Genomic DNA, 13,567 nt, shown 5'->3' with positions numbered 1-13,567 from the left:
AGAGAAATCCGGCGGCGAGCCCGCCGGATGAATTCATTCGCGATATCCCTCAGCCGGCCGCCTTGCGGGCGCCCTTCTGCTGAACACTGAGGGCGCCTGCGATCTCGTCGAGCGACACCAGCTTGTCCACCGGGCCGATGGCCGAGAGCGTCGGTGCCGTGTCGAAGAACAGGCGTCCGGCAAGGTCGGTCAGGCGCTGCGTGGTGATGCCGGCCAGCCGCTCCATCATCTCCTGGTTCGGAATGGTGCGGCCGTAGAGCATCATCTGCCGGGCGATCTGGCCGGCGCGGGCGGCCGGGCTTTCCTGGCCCATGAGCAGCTGTGCGCGGATCTGGGCCCGCGAGCGCTCGATTTCCTGCTGGTCGATGTGTTCGGACGCCTTGCGGAGTTCGTCGATGATAACAGGCACCAGTTCCGGCAGATTGTCGCCGCCGGTCGCGGCATGAATGCCGAAGATGCCAGTGTCGGAAAAGCCCCAATGGAAGGCATAGACGGAATAGCAGAGGCCGCGGATTTCACGAACTTCCTGGAAGAGGCGGGACGACATGCCCCCGCCCAGGATGTTCGCCAGGATCTGCGAACAGTAGAAATCGCGCATGTGATAGGCCTTGCCCTCGAAGCCGAGCAGGACCTGCGTATCCATCAGGTCGCGTTCCTCGCGGGCTTCGCCGCCGGTGTAGCGGGCGACATCCATCACGGGCGGGGCGGAGGGCTGGGTCGGAAGCGAGGCAAAACGCTGTTCGACCTGCTTGACGAAGGCGTCATGATCGACTGCACCGGCGGCGACCACGAACATCCGGTCCGTCGTGTAGTTGCGCGAGAGATAGGCGCGGATCTGGTCGCTGGAGAAGGATTGCACCGTGTCAGGTGTTCCCAGAATGCTGCGGCCGATCGTCTGGTCCTGGAAGGCCCGTTCGGAGAAGCGGTCGAACACCACGTCGTCGGGTGTATCGTCGGCCGCGCCGATCTCCTGCAGGATGACGTGTTTTTCGCGCTCCAGCTCTTCTTCATCGAAGAGCGAATCCGTCAGGATGTCGGCAAGGATATCGACGGCGAGCGGCACATTGTCCTTGAGAACACGGGCGTAATAGGACGTGGTCTCGGTCGATGTGGCGGCATTCAGCTCGCCCCCGACATTCTCGATCTCTTCGGCGATCTGGCGCGCGCTGCGCTCGTTCGTGCCCTTGAAAGCCATATGCTCGAGCAGATGCGCAATGCCATGCTCGGCTTCGGTCTCATTACGCGAGCCGGACTTGATCCAGGTGCCGAGTGCCACGCTTTCAAGATGTGGCATGTTCTCGGTTACGACAGTCAAACCCGATGGAAGCCGGGTGCACTCAACATTCATGGTCCGTCTTTCTGCGCTTCTCAACTGTCCGCACGGGCATGTGTGCCGACAAAGCTTTCGACGGCCTTAAGGTCCGCGGGCAGGATTTCGAAGCGCTCCTCCCTGTCCATCAGATCAGCAAGCCATGTCGGAAGCGCGGGGTCAATACCGCAGGCCGATTTTACTGCCGCCGGGAATTTCGCCGGATGGGCGGTGGCGAGAACCACCATGGGGCTCTGCGGCTTCTCGAATTTCTTCGCCACATGCACGCCGACGGCCGTATGCGGGTCGAGCAGATAGCCGGTGTCGGCCAGCACAGCCTTGATGGTTTTCGCCACCTCCTTCTGCGTTGCGCGGCCGGCGCGGAACTCGCGGCGGATGGCCTTCAGCGCCTCCGGCTGGATCTCGAACGAACCGGACTGCTTGAGGCCTTCCATCGCAGAGCGGATGGACGCGGCATCGCGGCCGTAGGATTCGAACAGCAGCCGTTCGAAGTTCGAGGATATCTGGATGTCCATCGATGGCGAGGTCGTCGCCATGACGCCCTTCATCTCGTAACGCCCGGTCTTCATCGTGCGCGAAAGAATGTCGTTGTCATTGGTGGCGATGACGAGCTTGTCGATCGGCAGGCCCATTTTCTTCGCCACGTAACCGGCAAAGATGTCGCCGAAATTGCCTGTCGGCACCGTGAACGAGATCTTCCGGTCCGGTGCGCCGAGCGCGACGGCAGACGTGAAATAGTAGACCACCTGCGCCATGATGCGCGCCCAGTTGATCGAGTTGACACCCGAAAGCTTCACCCGGTCGCGGAAGGCGACATCGTTGAACATCGCCTTCACCAGGTTCTGGCAGTCGTCGAAATTGCCCTCGACGGCAATCGCATGCACGTTGTCTTCCGTGCAGGATGTCATCTGGCGCTGCTGCACCGGCGACACCTTGCCATGCGGGAAGAGGATGAAGATGTCGGTGCGCGCGCGCCCGGCAAAGGCGTCGATCGCGGCCCCCCCGGTATCGCCCGAGGTCGCGCCGACGATTGTGGCGCGCTCGCCGCGCTTCTCCAGCACATGGTCCATCAGCCGGGCAAGCAGCTGCATCGCCACGTCCTTGAAGGCGAGCGTCGTGCCGTGGAAGAGTTCCAGCACGAAGGAATTCGGCCCCGTCTGCACCAGTGGGGCGACGGCCGGATGCTTGAAGGTCGCATAGGCCTCGTCGATCATCGCGCGGAAGGTGGCGGGCTCGATCTCGCCATTGGTGAAGGGCAAAAGCACCTCATAGGCAACGTCCTGATAGCTCTTGCCGCGCAGGCCCCGGATCGCCTTTTTCGACATCTGCGGCCATTCGCGCGGCACATAAAGGCCGCCGTCGCGGGCAAGCCCGGCGAGAAGCGCGTCACAAAAGCCGAGGCTGGGGGCCTCTCCGCGGGTCGAGATATATTCCACGTTGCTTATCCTTGGATGTGTGTTGTCCGGATCGATGACGCCCGCAAATCTATGGCGTTTTCGATAAAGAGGTTTGCCATTTTGCGCCAGACCGGAGGTGTGAATTTCGCAAGCCCGGCAATGCCGGCCACGACCGGGGTCGAGGGCGTGAGGCAGGGGCTGGGCTGGCAGATCGAAAATTGACTCAAATTGCCGGCTACCCAATCGATTTTTGTTGTGGCCGCTGGTATAGACCATCCGCAAGGGCGCTGAAAAGCCTCAAGTTTGACTGTTTTCCGGCTTTTTCGGCCGAGCATGCGGAAGGTGAAATCTCGTGTCTGTAAACGTGTCGCGTGGTGTCTTGGTGGTTTCGCTGATGATGGTGCTGGGCGGTTGCAACGCCGGCAGCATGGGGTCGGGCCTCGGCCTGTCTCCGACGGAACCCGCAGCCCAGCCTGCGACGCAGACTGCAGCTGCCGTTCAACCTTTCGTCCAGGGTTTCTGCCCGCAGATCTCGCTGCGTGACGGCACGTCGGTCTACCGCACCTATGCGAAGTCGAAGAGCCAGGACGCCAAGGACGTTGTCTTCCAGGCCTCGCTTGCCGACACGACTCGCGCCTGCTCGCGCACCGACACGACGCTCACCATCACCGCGCTCTTGCAGGGCCGCCTGACCTCCGGACCGCAGGGCAAGGCCGGCTCGATCAACCTGCCGATCCGCGTGACCGTCATGGACGGCGATCAGGAAGTCACCTCCGAGATCGAACAGTATGCGGTCAACCTCGCCGATGTGAACCAGCCGACGCAGTTCGTCTATACCAAGCAGGTCACCGTTCCCGGCAATGTTTCGGGCATGACGCGCGTCTATGTCGGCTTCGACGAAGGTAAAAAGAAAAAGTAACTTCCCCCCTCTATTCTGTGACCGGCGTCGCGGCGGGCTGAACGTTCGCCGCGCCAAGGGCATGCGCCGGCCAGACCGACGGTGGGGGAGCATCAGCGGTGAACGTCGTCATTATCAGGAACCCGGTCGCGGGTGGCCGCAGGCAGAGCGGGGCATGGAAGGCAGCCTACAAGGCTTTTTCAGATCAATTCCCAGGACTGGATGTCCAGGAAAGCCGCTCCGGCGGTGATGCCATACGGCTTGCGCGCGAACAGGCCGACCGAGGCTGTGACCTCCTGATCGTCGCCGGCGGTGATGGCACGATCAGCGATGTGGTTCACGGCATCCTCACCTCGACCCGGCCCGATACGCCGCTTGCATTTCTGCCGATTGGCACGGGATGCGATTTCGTCCGCAATTTCGCGCCTCCGGTCGATCCCGTCGAACTTGCCCGCCGGATCGCGGGCGCCAGCCCCCGCAAGATCGATGCCGGCCTGCTGCTGGCGCGGGACGCACAGGGCCTTGAGCAACGCCGCTACTTCGCCAATATCACAAGCGTCGGGATCTCGGGCGAAATCGTCGACGCGGTCAATGCCGGCGGTCGCCGCAAGATCGTCACCGGTCCGCTGCGCTTCCTGCTCTTCTCGGTCATGGCGATCCTGCGCTATCGCCCCTACCGCTTCGACATTCTGGTCGATGGCATGCGGGTGCATAAGGGACCGCTGGCGATTGCCGCCATCGCGAACGGTGGCTGGTTCGGCGGCGGCATGCACATTACACCGCAGGCGGATGTGGCCGACGGCCTGTTCGATGTGGCGGTGATGCGCGAAGAAAGCGTCTTCGGTCTGCTTGGTTTACTGAAGAGCCTCTATACGGCGGGACATCTCGGCCATCCGCTCTTGAGCTTCCATCGCGGCCGCCGTGTCGAATTGCGCCCGCAGGACCCCGATCGCTTCCCGATCGAGGTCGATGGTGAAAACCCCATTCGCGGCGGTTTCGTCGCGGAAATCGTGCCGGATGCCCTGACGATCAGGTTCTGAGCGGACGGAGCGCCAGGCTTAGAGCAATTCCAGCAAAAGTGCGAAGCGGTTTTGCGTCCGGAATTGCGTGAAAACAAAGACATAGAGCATTGAAGGCGACTCTGATTTCGCCGGAAATTCTCTAGAACGCGCCTTCCCATTCTTCCATGGCGGCAATCACGCCCGGCAGGTCGGTCATGCGGGCAATCACCGTCTCGGCGCCCGCATCGGTCAGCTTGTCGGCATGCGACGGATAGGTATGCGACGCCCCGGTAAAACCGATCACCCGCATGCCGGCTTCCCGAGCGGCATGCACGCCATGCACGGAATCTTCGACCACGACGCAGCGCGACGGGCTGACATTGAACTGCTTGGCGCCGTGCAGGAAGATGTCAGGCTTGGGCTTGACCCGGTCGGGACCGAGATCCTTGGCGGAGAAGATGTGCGGCGCAAAGAATTCCTTGAGGCCGACCTTGCTCAGCATCAGGTCGAGCCGCGCGGTCGACGAATTCGAGCAGATGCAGCGAGGCCCCTTGATGCGGGAAAGGGCAAACTGCACGCCCTCGATCGCCTTCACCTCGCGCGCCAGCTTCTGGTCGAGCAGCTGTTCCGACTTGTCGATCAGGCTGGCCGACAGCGGAATGTCGACTTCCTTCTCGATCGACAGAAGGATGTTCTTCCAGGTCATGCCGGCAAAACGCTCGCCCATTTCCTCGACCGAGATCGGATAACCCGCCTCCGTCAGAAGCTTCGATTCCACCTTGGCGGCGATGATCTCGGAATCGACGAGAACGCCGTCGCAATCGAATAGGGTAAGCTCGAAACTGCTCATGGGGGATCCGTGGTGTCGTGAGGGATGGTCGCTCCCTACACGATCAATGGGCCGAGGACAATCACACCGCTTGCATGGCAGCGTCCCCGCAATGGCAGTCTGCTGCGGGCGGGTTTGCTGGTGCCTGCTCCACAATCATCCGCCGGCCATCTTCAAAAGCTCAGCCTCCAGCGACTGAGGATAACGCCGGAGCCCGTTTTCCTTCTCCAGCACATCCGCGAGCCAGATGCCGTCGGCCGCCAGCCGCACGGTGGTAAAGGCCGGATCGCCATCGGTGTCGTGATGTCGCGACTGCCGCGCATCGAGCCAGCGCGACCACAGCGCCTTGAGCTGCGGTTCCGTCACGATGGCGACCGCGAGCGCTGCCCAGAGACTTTGCGCCCCGAGCGGCCGATCGGCAAAACAGGCCCTGACATAGGCGCGCGTGAAGCGACCTTGCGGCTTCGGGTCCTCCGCCATCGACCGGTCGATTTCCCGGTCGAGCTGGTCGAGCAAATCGGCAAACACGGCAGCCAGCAGCGTCTGTTTGCTGTCGAAATGATGCAGCAGCCCGCCCTTGGTCACGCCCGCCCGCTCCGCCACGGCCTGGATGGTGATGGCGGCGGTCCCTTGTTCGGCGGCGATCCGGGCGGTACAATCAAGCAGTGCCCGGCGCACCTGTTCCGGCTGCTTCTTGCGGCGATGGGCCGAATGCGGCGCCTCGGAAGGGGAGGGGGCAGAAGCCATCAATGCGATACCGAACTCGACAGCGTGTTCATCACGATCACGCCCGCAACGATGAGGCCAATGCCGGCCAGCGCCGCATAATCCAGGCTCTGCTTCAGGACAAAGACGCTGATCAGCGCCGTCAGCACGATGCCGAGCCCGCCCCACATGGCATAGGCAATGCCAAGCGGCAGCCCTTTCAGCGCATGGGTCAGCAGATAGAAGGAGGCGGCATAAAAGACCACCATGCCGGCTGTCGGCAATAGCTTGGTGAACTGCGCCGACTTCTGCAGCAGGGTCGTTCCGATCACTTCGAGCACGATGGCTGCGGTCAGCGCGCTATAGGCGGCAAGGGCGGGATTCATCGAAGACACTCCGGAGGCGGCAATTGTATAAAACATACCGTACGGTTGGTTTCTTTTCAAGGGCTCGGATGGCGCCTCGCGCATCGCATCTTCAAGCCATGGGAAACATTGCGAGAAACCGGCGCTCGCCTTCCGGCGAAAAGCGGATGATCCGGCTTTCCTCGACCCGCCGGGCATGCCCCTGGTCGAGGAAGTGCGAAAGAAGCGCAGCGCCCAGCGAGCCGGCCAGATGCGTGCGCCGCTCGCTCCAGTCGAGGCAGGCGCGGCAGAGCGGGCGGCGTTTGGCCCGCAGGCTGCCGATATCGACACCGTGATCGCTCAGCAGCGCGTCACCGGCCGACGTCAAAGTCAGTGCCTCGTCTTCGGCGCGGATCGCCCCTCGCGCGACTAGGCTGTCCAGCATGCGCACGCCATAATCGCCGGCAAGATGGTCGTAGCAGATGCGGGCTTTCCGGAGCTCCGGCTCTTTCGGCCCGGCGCGATGGCGCAGGTGCCCGCGCGTCGCCGAAAAGCTCATCAGGCTCTCGATCATTGCCCCGACATGGCCATCGGCCAGCGCGAAATAGCGATGCCGGCCCTGCTTGCGTTGCGTAAGCAATCCACCCTCTTCGAGCTTCGACAGATGGGAACTCGCCGTCGGAAGCGTCACGCCCGCAGCCCCCGCCAGTTCCGTCGCCGTCAACGCCTTGCCGCCGAGAAGGGCCAGCAGCATGTTCGAGCGGGCGGGATCGCCGATCAGCGAAGCGATGCGCGCAATGTCGGGTCCTTCGGCCATGAGATGCTCTCCTCTGTCGGTGTTATGATGGAGCAACAATGTAGCCCATGCTTCGATCCCGGTCGAACTGTCGCGGAGAAGAGACCGCCGAAACTTCGACCGCGATCGAAGCATCACCCGATGCCGCCATGCCAGAACCGCCTCGTCAACAACGAGGAGCCAGCCATGATCACCTGCATCATCCGTTACCGCATCGACCCCTTCGGCCGCGATGACTTCGCAACTTACGCCCGCAACTGGGGCGAGGCGATCCCGCGCTGCGGCGCCGATCTCGTCGGCTATTTCGCCCCGCATGAGGGCTCCGCCACGACTGCCTACGGCATCTACCATATCGAGGATCTCGCGGCTTATGAGGCCTATCGCGCAAGGCTTGCAGCCGATCCGCTCGGCAAGGCCAATTACGAATTCGCCAAAAGCGCCCGCTTCATCCTCGAGGAAGACCGGCTCTTCCTGAAGAACGTATCGAACCCGCCATCATCGAAGGTTCAGCCATGATCGCCGTCATCTTCGAGGTCGTGCCCTTCATCGGCGAGCGCCACCGCTATCTTGATCTCGCCGGCGACCTGCGCGCCCGGCTGGAAAAGATCGACGGCTTCATCTCCGTCGAGCGTTTCGAAAGCCTGACCACGCGCGGCAAGCTCTTGTCGCTGTCCTTCTGGCGCGATGAGGAGGCCGTGCGCCGCTGGCGCGAAACCCCGGATCATCGCGCCGCCCAGAGCGCCGGCCGTGGCGGCGTTTTCGCCGACTACCGCCTGCGCGTCGCCCATGTCCTGCGCGACTATGGCCTGACGGAGCGGGAGGAGGCGCCGGAGGATAGCCGCGCGCAGCATGGGTGAGGGGAGAGTTTTGACAGACTTTGCCATAAGCACCATCATTCTCTGAATGACAGGAGGCAGCCCATGGCAACGATGAATGTATCACTGCCCGATCCGATGAAGGCCTGGGTAGAGCGTCAGACCGAGAGCGGTCGCTACGGCAATGCCAGCGATTACATCCGCGACCTGATCCGCAAGGACCAGAAGCGGCTTGCTGCCTTCGAACAACTCCAGGCCGCCATCACCAAGGGCGTCGAAAGCGGCCCACCGGAACCCTTCGATCCGGAGGCGTTCAAGCGGCGCATGCGAGAAAGCCATGGCGCCCGCTAGCGGCACCTATGCGATTGCGCCGGAAGCGCTGCGGGATCTTGAAACCATCTGGACCTATGGTGCGGAAACCTGGTCTGCCGATCAGGCCGATCGGTATCTCGATGAACTCGTCTTGGCATTTGACCGGGTTGGCCGGTCGCCGCCCCTGTTTCGCGAGCGTCTCGAATTCACACCTCCGGTACGGATCTATCTTTTTAGCAGTCACCTGGTCGTCTATATCGGCGTGGGAGGCGAGTTGACCATCCTCCGCCTTCTGGGCGGCCGTCAGGATTGGCAGGCCATCCTGCGGGCCATCGACTGACGCTCCGGTCGTCCCTCCCTCGACAAGCGACCTCCCGCTGACTATGCAGGGAGCCATGCCGAAAAAGCCCGAAGATTCGCCTGAGGATACGATTGCGAGCCGCATCAGCCGTGCGCTGGCCGAGCGTATCATCCATGGCGAGCTCGTGCCCGGATCGCGGCTCGCCCAGGACCATATTGCCGAAGAATTCGGCGCAAGCCACGTGCCCGTGCGCGAAGCCTTTCGCCGGCTGGAGGCGCAAGGCCTCGTCGTCAGCATTCCGCGCCGCGGCGTGCGGGTCGCGAGCTTTGATCTGAAGCAGGTCCGTGAAGTCGCCGAAATGCGCGCGGCCCTCGAAGTCCTGGCGCTCCGTCACGCTGCCCCGAACCTGACGCCCGACGTGCTGGCCGCTGCCGAACGGGCCGCAGCCGATGCTGATGACGCCAAGGACGTGCGAACCTGGGAGGAGGCCAACCGCCGCTTCCACCGTCTGATCGTCTCGACCTGCGGCATGCCGCGCCTGCTCTCTGTCATCGACGACCTGCATGCCGTCTCCGCCCGTTTCCTCTTCGTCGCCTGGCGCGCCACCTGGGAAGCCCGCACCGACCACGATCACCGCGCCATCTTGGAAGCGCTGAAATCCGGCAATGCGACGGAAGCCGCCCGCATCCTGGAACGCCACGTTCAATGGATCGGCCGCGCCCCGATGCCGGTGCCGGGCCGTGCGGAGACCGAAGGCTTTGCGATCGTCGGGTGAGATCTCCCCTACCTCCCCTTGAGGGGGAGGTCGCCGCAAAGCGGCGGGTGGGGTGATTTTCCACGAGTGCCACGGATGGCGGCGGCCACCCTTGCTCACCCCACCCCGGACCTGCGGTCCGACCCTCCCCCTCAAGGGGAGGGTGGTTCCGCCGAAACGCCAGTGTTTGTCAGCCAGAGCATCCGGGATTTGCCTCCGCTGAGATGCCACGCTCTACCCACCTCCCCTTGAGGGGGAGGTCGCCGCAAAGCGGCGGGTGGGGTGATTTTCCATGAGTGCCATGGACGGCGGCGGCCACCTTTGCTCACCCACCCCGGACCTGTGGTCCGACCCTACCCATGAAGGGGAGGGCGCCACTCCGTCCTCAGGCGATCTTGTCGATGAACTGCACTTCGCCCGTCTCAATGTCATAGACGGCAGCAATCACCTTCACCGCCCCGCTATCCACCAGATGCGAGACGATGGCGCTTTCTTCGGTAATGCGCTTGGTCCCGGAAACCGCATTGTTGCGCACCGTCTGGCCGACGAAATCCTCAGATGTGAACAGCGCGGCCAGCGCCACCGGCAGGATCGGCTGCACCATCTTGCCGATCGAGCCTTCGAGCTCAGCCCCCTTCTTCACCACGTCGCAGGCGGCCGCCACCGCCCCGCATTTCTTGTGGCCCATGACCACCACCAGCGGCGCATGCAGATGTTCGGTGCCGTATTCGATCGTGCCCAGCGCGCCGGTATCGAGCACATTCCCGGCATTGCGCACGACAAAGAGTTCGCCAAGTGTCACGCCGCCAAAGATCAGCTCCGGCGTCACCCGGCTGTCGGAACAGGTGAGCACGATCGCCCAGGGGTGTTGCCCGCCGGCAAGCTCGGTGCGGCGTGCGGCAAGATCGGCGGCGCAGGCATTGGCATCCTCGACAAAGCGGCGATTGCCCTCCTTCAGTTTGGCCAGCGCCTGTTTCGGCGTCAGCCCGTCCGCCGGTGCCGCATGCGGGTCCGCGGCCGCCGGCTTGGCCTCGGCTGCCTGGGGCGCGTCATGGCCGCTCTCGGCTGGCGCCTCGGCCGCATGCCCGTCCACGCCATGCGCGTCTGCGGCCGCAGGCTTCTTCGTCTCGGAGGCCTGCGCCATCGGCGCGATCCCGCTTGCGACAAAGCCGAGGCCGGCGAGTTTCATCAGATGGCGGCGCTTCAGACCTTTCATGCCAAGGTCATTGCAGTCGAGACACATCGGTCGGCTCCCGTGTTGAGGTGGAAAGGCGTGCTCGACGCGGATGGCGAGCCACGGAAAATCCGCACCCCGCCAGCCACACGATCGCATTCCGCCTCATCCTGCGGGTTATTTGTAAATGATGGTTTTCGGAAATGCCGTGATTGCCGGACCATTTTTAGGCTAGGTCCTTACCTTGGAATTGGTATACGACGGCAGCTTCAAATTATAGATAATATGTCAGCTGATACTTTGATTGCATGGGTTTCGGAAAATATATCAGAAAAACCAACGGCGTGTCTGTATTTCTATCGCAAAATATCACAGTGCTGGCGATTTTCTGTCCACATGATTGCCGTCTGACTAGCCCGACTTAGACTTGCCGCCCGCCGAAAGCATAGATAAAAGATTCGCCGTGAATAAAATTATCTATAAAATGGAGATTGCGATGACGACTGCTTCCGCCCTGTCCCACCGTTTCGATCCGCTCGGCCTGTCCGGCCGTTCGCTGCCGGTAAAGGCTGCGCTTGTGCTATCCGGCACTGGCATCCTGGCGCTCGCCTCCCAGGTCTCGGTTCCCATGGTGCCGGTCCCGATCACCCTGCAAACCTTTGCCTTGACCATGCTCGGCGTGCTCTATGGTTGGCGCCTCGGCGCGCTCACCGTGCTCGCCTGGCTCGGCGAGGCGATGCTGGGCCTTCCGGTCCTCGCCAATGCCTCCGGCGGCCTTGCCCCCTTTGCCGGCCCGACGGCTGGTTATCTCGTCTCCTTCCCGATCATCGCTGCCCTTGCCGGCTTTCTCGCGGAAAAGGGCTGGACGGGCCGCCAGGTGGTGAAAAGCTTCGTCGCCCATCTCTCCGCCAACATTCTGTGCCTCGCCATTGGCGGCGCCTGGTTGTCTTGGATGATCGGTCTGGAAAAAGGTCTGGCCTTTGGCGTCACGCCCTTCATCCTGGGCGCCGTGATCAAATCGGCGCTCGCCGCTGCCCTGCTGCTGGCCCTTGCCCGCCGCAAGGCACAGCCGCTCGACCTCTGAGCGGCCATCTGCCACGATAGACCGATGACCGTCCGGCTCCGCCCCCACCACCTGCTCTGCATGCTGACCTATGTCGGCAAGGGCTATTCTCCCGCCTTCGTCGAGAACTACGAGGCCATTGCCGCAAGGCTCTCGGCCGGCGAGGAGATCGAACTGGTGGCTGGGCCGGACGACATCTGCGGACCACTGACCGCAGACCCCGAGGCCCATTGCCATGGGACAAGCGTCGTGGAGCGCGATCGCGAGGCGGCGAGAACCGTTGCCCGCCTCATCGGCAGCCCCTTGAACCTCGGCGCTCGCATCACGCCATCCCCAGCGCTTCTCGCCCGCCTCCGAAAAACCTTCGCCACCGGCGAGATCCGCACCGCCTGTTCAGGCTGCGAATGGTCTGGACTGTGCGACAGCGTTGCCGATGGTGGTTATGTCGGCGTGCGGGTTGGGATCTGACGCCGACGGTATCCCCTTCGCCCCGCCTGCGGGGAGACGGTGCCCGAAGGGTCAGGCGCAACTCGTTGCGCCGGGGATGAGGGGCTCATCAGCCGCTTTCGTCTGTCCTTGGTTAGGTGTAGGGTCTCTCCCATCGACACCGGAGAAAGCCGAGATGAACATGCGGTCGATCATCGTGCGCGCCACCTGGGACGACGAGGCCGAGGTCTGGGTGGCCACCAGCAATGATATCGAAGGTCTGGCGGTAGAATCCGACAGCATGGAAAAGCTTCAGCCGAAGGTCATGGCCGCTGTCGCAGATCTTTTGGAACTGAACGGGATTAGGCTGCGGTCAGAGCCCTTCTGAGCCCTTCCCGCCCGGAGGCCCCACCATGACCACCCTCGACACCCTGCGCCAGATCATCCTCGCTTTGCCGACGACGGAGGAAACCACCTCCTGGGGGCATCCCTCCTTCAAAGTCAACGGCAAGGCCATGCTGTTCTGGAACCCGACCCATGACTGTCCGGTCTTCAAGGTGCCCTTCGAGGAGCGCGATCATCTGATCGAGATGGATCCGGAGACCTTCTTCACCACCGACCACCATCGGCCGCATCCGCTGGTGCTCGCCCGCCCGGATCGAGTCGATATCGAATGGGCGCGGCAAAACCTCATCCGGGTGTGGCGGGATCAGGCGAAGAAGGCGGTGGTGAAAGAGTGGGATGCGGGACGCTGACGGCGCATTTTCAGTTCGGCAGATTTTGGCTGACATCCTGCTTCTGATGCAGGATGCGAACGACTTCCACTCGCTCAGGCTTGTCTCGAAAATAGATGATGTGCGATCCGACAGATTGCTTCAGGTATCCTGGGCGCACATCCACCGGACGGCCCCGTGCGGAACCCGAGGCGAGGCGAAAGCAGGTGTCGCGGATATCGTTCGTATAGGTGTCGGCTTGCTCGATACCCCACGTGTCAGCGGTGTAGTCCCAGATATCGTCAAGATCGACAATTGCCGCTGGTAGAAGCGCGAGCGCTTTCATCTGGCCTTGAACTCAGCGCGCTTTCGCGCCTTGAAGGCATCGAAATCGAAAGGTTGTGGCTCGCCGGACTGTTCGCCTTCAATAAGTGCATCCTGTAAGGCCTTGACCTTGGCCTCGTGCTCTTCGAGCAGCCTTAACCCTGCACGCATGACCTCACTCGCCGACCCGTAGCGCCCGGTCTTCACCTGATCGTTGATGAAGCTGGTGAAGTGGTCACCGAGTGTCACGGAGGTGTCGCGGGACATGAGTGTTCCTCTGAATGTTGCATCAAAAATACAATATCGACTCTGGTCAGACAAGGTGTCGGCTTGCCGCCGCCTTTTGGGCGCGCGTGACGATTATCCCGTGATCGGCACTCCCCAT

The 13,567-nt window shown here is 62.6% G+C and carries 20 protein-coding genes; 11 read left to right on the top strand and 9 right to left on the bottom strand.

The features are described from left to right. Window positions 1-49: 49 nt before the first annotated feature. Window positions 50-1,348, bottom strand: a complete 1,299-nt coding sequence (locus DMY87_RS01975) for a M16 family metallopeptidase (RefSeq protein ID WP_110789596.1) — start codon at window positions 1,346-1,348, stop codon at window positions 50-52. Window positions 1,349-1,368: 20 nt separating this feature from the next. Next, a complete protein-coding gene (thrC, locus tag DMY87_RS01970) occupies window positions 1,369-2,775 on the bottom strand; it encodes a threonine synthase (RefSeq protein ID WP_110790339.1) in 1,407 nt (468 codons plus the stop codon). Between the two features lie 304 nt (window positions 2,776-3,079). Between thrC and DMY87_RS01965 the strand changes: the two genes are divergently transcribed. Continuing rightward, a complete protein-coding gene (locus DMY87_RS01965; RefSeq protein ID WP_110789595.1) occupies window positions 3,080-3,646 on the top strand; it encodes a hypothetical protein in 567 nt (188 codons plus the stop codon). A gap of 98 nt (window positions 3,647-3,744) precedes the next feature. After that, window positions 3,745-4,665, top strand: a complete 921-nt coding sequence (locus DMY87_RS01960; protein ID WP_110789594.1) for a diacylglycerol/lipid kinase family protein — start codon at window positions 3,745-3,747, stop codon at window positions 4,663-4,665. Window positions 4,666-4,786: 121 nt separating this feature from the next. Here DMY87_RS01960 and DMY87_RS01955 read toward each other — a convergent pair whose 3' ends face one another. The 4 genes from DMY87_RS01955 to DMY87_RS01940 all read right to left on the bottom strand — a co-directional run bounded on the left by DMY87_RS01955 (window position 4,787) and on the right by DMY87_RS01940 (window position 7,321). Next, complete coding sequence (locus tag DMY87_RS01955) at window positions 4,787-5,476, bottom strand: HAD family hydrolase (protein ID WP_110789593.1); 690 nt, start codon at window positions 5,474-5,476, stop codon at window positions 4,787-4,789. Between the two features lie 135 nt (window positions 5,477-5,611). Beyond that, window positions 5,612-6,202, bottom strand: a complete 591-nt coding sequence (locus DMY87_RS01950) for a TetR/AcrR family transcriptional regulator (RefSeq protein WP_110789592.1) — start codon at window positions 6,200-6,202, stop codon at window positions 5,612-5,614. Continuing rightward, the gene (locus DMY87_RS01945) at window positions 6,202-6,582 is read right to left on the bottom strand and encodes a DMT family transporter (RefSeq protein ID WP_483428575.1); all 381 of its coding nucleotides are present in this window, start codon (window positions 6,580-6,582) and stop codon (window positions 6,202-6,204) included. The genes DMY87_RS01950 and DMY87_RS01945 overlap by 1 nt, the downstream gene beginning before the upstream one ends. A gap of 55 nt (window positions 6,583-6,637) precedes the next feature. Further along, window positions 6,638-7,321 carry an ArsR/SmtB family transcription factor gene (locus DMY87_RS01940; protein ID WP_110789591.1) on the bottom strand — a complete coding sequence of 228 codons (684 nt, stop codon included), beginning with the start codon at window positions 7,319-7,321 and terminating at the stop codon, window positions 6,638-6,640. Between the two features lie 165 nt (window positions 7,322-7,486). Here DMY87_RS01940 and DMY87_RS01935 point away from each other — a divergent pair, with 165 nt between their 5' ends. From DMY87_RS01935 to DMY87_RS01915, 5 genes are all read left to right on the top strand, one after another. After that, window positions 7,487-7,816, top strand: a complete 330-nt coding sequence (locus DMY87_RS01935) for an NIPSNAP family protein (RefSeq protein ID WP_110790337.1) — start codon at window positions 7,487-7,489, stop codon at window positions 7,814-7,816. Beyond that, window positions 7,813-8,157, top strand: coding sequence for an antibiotic biosynthesis monooxygenase family protein (locus DMY87_RS01930; RefSeq protein WP_110789590.1), 345 nt, complete (start codon window positions 7,813-7,815; stop codon window positions 8,155-8,157). Before DMY87_RS01935 ends, DMY87_RS01930 begins: the two co-directional genes overlap by 4 nt. A gap of 63 nt (window positions 8,158-8,220) precedes the next feature. Continuing rightward, window positions 8,221-8,466, top strand: a complete 246-nt coding sequence (locus DMY87_RS01925; RefSeq protein ID WP_110789589.1) for a type II toxin-antitoxin system ParD family antitoxin — start codon at window positions 8,221-8,223, stop codon at window positions 8,464-8,466. Further along, entirely contained in the window at window positions 8,453-8,767 is a 315-nt protein-coding gene (locus DMY87_RS01920) for a type II toxin-antitoxin system RelE/ParE family toxin (RefSeq protein WP_110789588.1), read from the top strand. Before DMY87_RS01925 ends, DMY87_RS01920 begins: the two co-directional genes overlap by 14 nt. A 55-nt stretch (window positions 8,768-8,822) precedes the next feature. Then, a complete protein-coding gene (locus DMY87_RS01915) occupies window positions 8,823-9,503 on the top strand; it encodes a GntR family transcriptional regulator (protein ID WP_110789587.1) in 681 nt (226 codons plus the stop codon). A gap of 364 nt (window positions 9,504-9,867) precedes the next feature. Here the strand turns inward: DMY87_RS01915 and DMY87_RS01910 are convergent, their stop codons facing one another. Continuing rightward, complete coding sequence (locus tag DMY87_RS01910; protein ID WP_245408803.1) at window positions 9,868-10,725, bottom strand: carbonic anhydrase; 858 nt, start codon at window positions 10,723-10,725, stop codon at window positions 9,868-9,870. Between the two features lie 427 nt (window positions 10,726-11,152). Between DMY87_RS01910 and DMY87_RS01905 the strand changes: the two genes are divergently transcribed. The 4 genes from DMY87_RS01905 (at window position 11,153) to DMY87_RS01890 (ending at window position 12,900) form a co-directional block, all read left to right on the top strand. After that, a complete protein-coding gene (locus DMY87_RS01905; protein WP_110789586.1) occupies window positions 11,153-11,740 on the top strand; it encodes a biotin transporter BioY in 588 nt (195 codons plus the stop codon). 24 nt (window positions 11,741-11,764) lie between these two features. Further along, window positions 11,765-12,187, top strand: a complete 423-nt coding sequence (locus DMY87_RS01900) for a DUF1284 domain-containing protein (protein ID WP_110789585.1) — start codon at window positions 11,765-11,767, stop codon at window positions 12,185-12,187. 154 nt (window positions 12,188-12,341) lie between these two features. Then, window positions 12,342-12,533, top strand: a complete 192-nt coding sequence (locus DMY87_RS01895; protein WP_205908131.1) for a DUF1902 domain-containing protein — start codon at window positions 12,342-12,344, stop codon at window positions 12,531-12,533. A 25-nt stretch (window positions 12,534-12,558) separates the two neighbouring features. Continuing rightward, on the top strand, window positions 12,559-12,900 hold the full coding sequence (locus DMY87_RS01890; RefSeq protein WP_110789584.1) for an MmcQ/YjbR family DNA-binding protein: 342 nt from the start codon (window positions 12,559-12,561) through the stop codon (window positions 12,898-12,900). A 10-nt stretch (window positions 12,901-12,910) separates the two neighbouring features. Here DMY87_RS01890 and DMY87_RS01885 read toward each other — a convergent pair whose 3' ends face one another. Both DMY87_RS01885 and DMY87_RS01880 read right to left on the bottom strand, forming a co-directional pair. After that, window positions 12,911-13,204, bottom strand: a complete 294-nt coding sequence (locus tag DMY87_RS01885; protein ID WP_110789583.1) for a type II toxin-antitoxin system RelE/ParE family toxin — start codon at window positions 13,202-13,204, stop codon at window positions 12,911-12,913. Then, a complete protein-coding gene (locus tag DMY87_RS01880; protein ID WP_110789582.1) occupies window positions 13,201-13,449 on the bottom strand; it encodes a type II toxin-antitoxin system ParD family antitoxin in 249 nt (82 codons plus the stop codon). The genes DMY87_RS01885 and DMY87_RS01880 overlap by 4 nt, the downstream gene beginning before the upstream one ends. Window positions 13,450-13,567: the final 118 nt, after the last annotated feature.

The sequence above is a fragment of the Peteryoungia wuzhouensis genome, assembly GCF_003205195.1.
GTDB lineage: Bacteria > Pseudomonadota > Alphaproteobacteria > Rhizobiales > Rhizobiaceae > Allorhizobium > Allorhizobium wuzhouense.
Note: the sequence above shows the minus strand (reverse complement) of the source record. Positions and strands in the feature narration are given on the sequence as shown.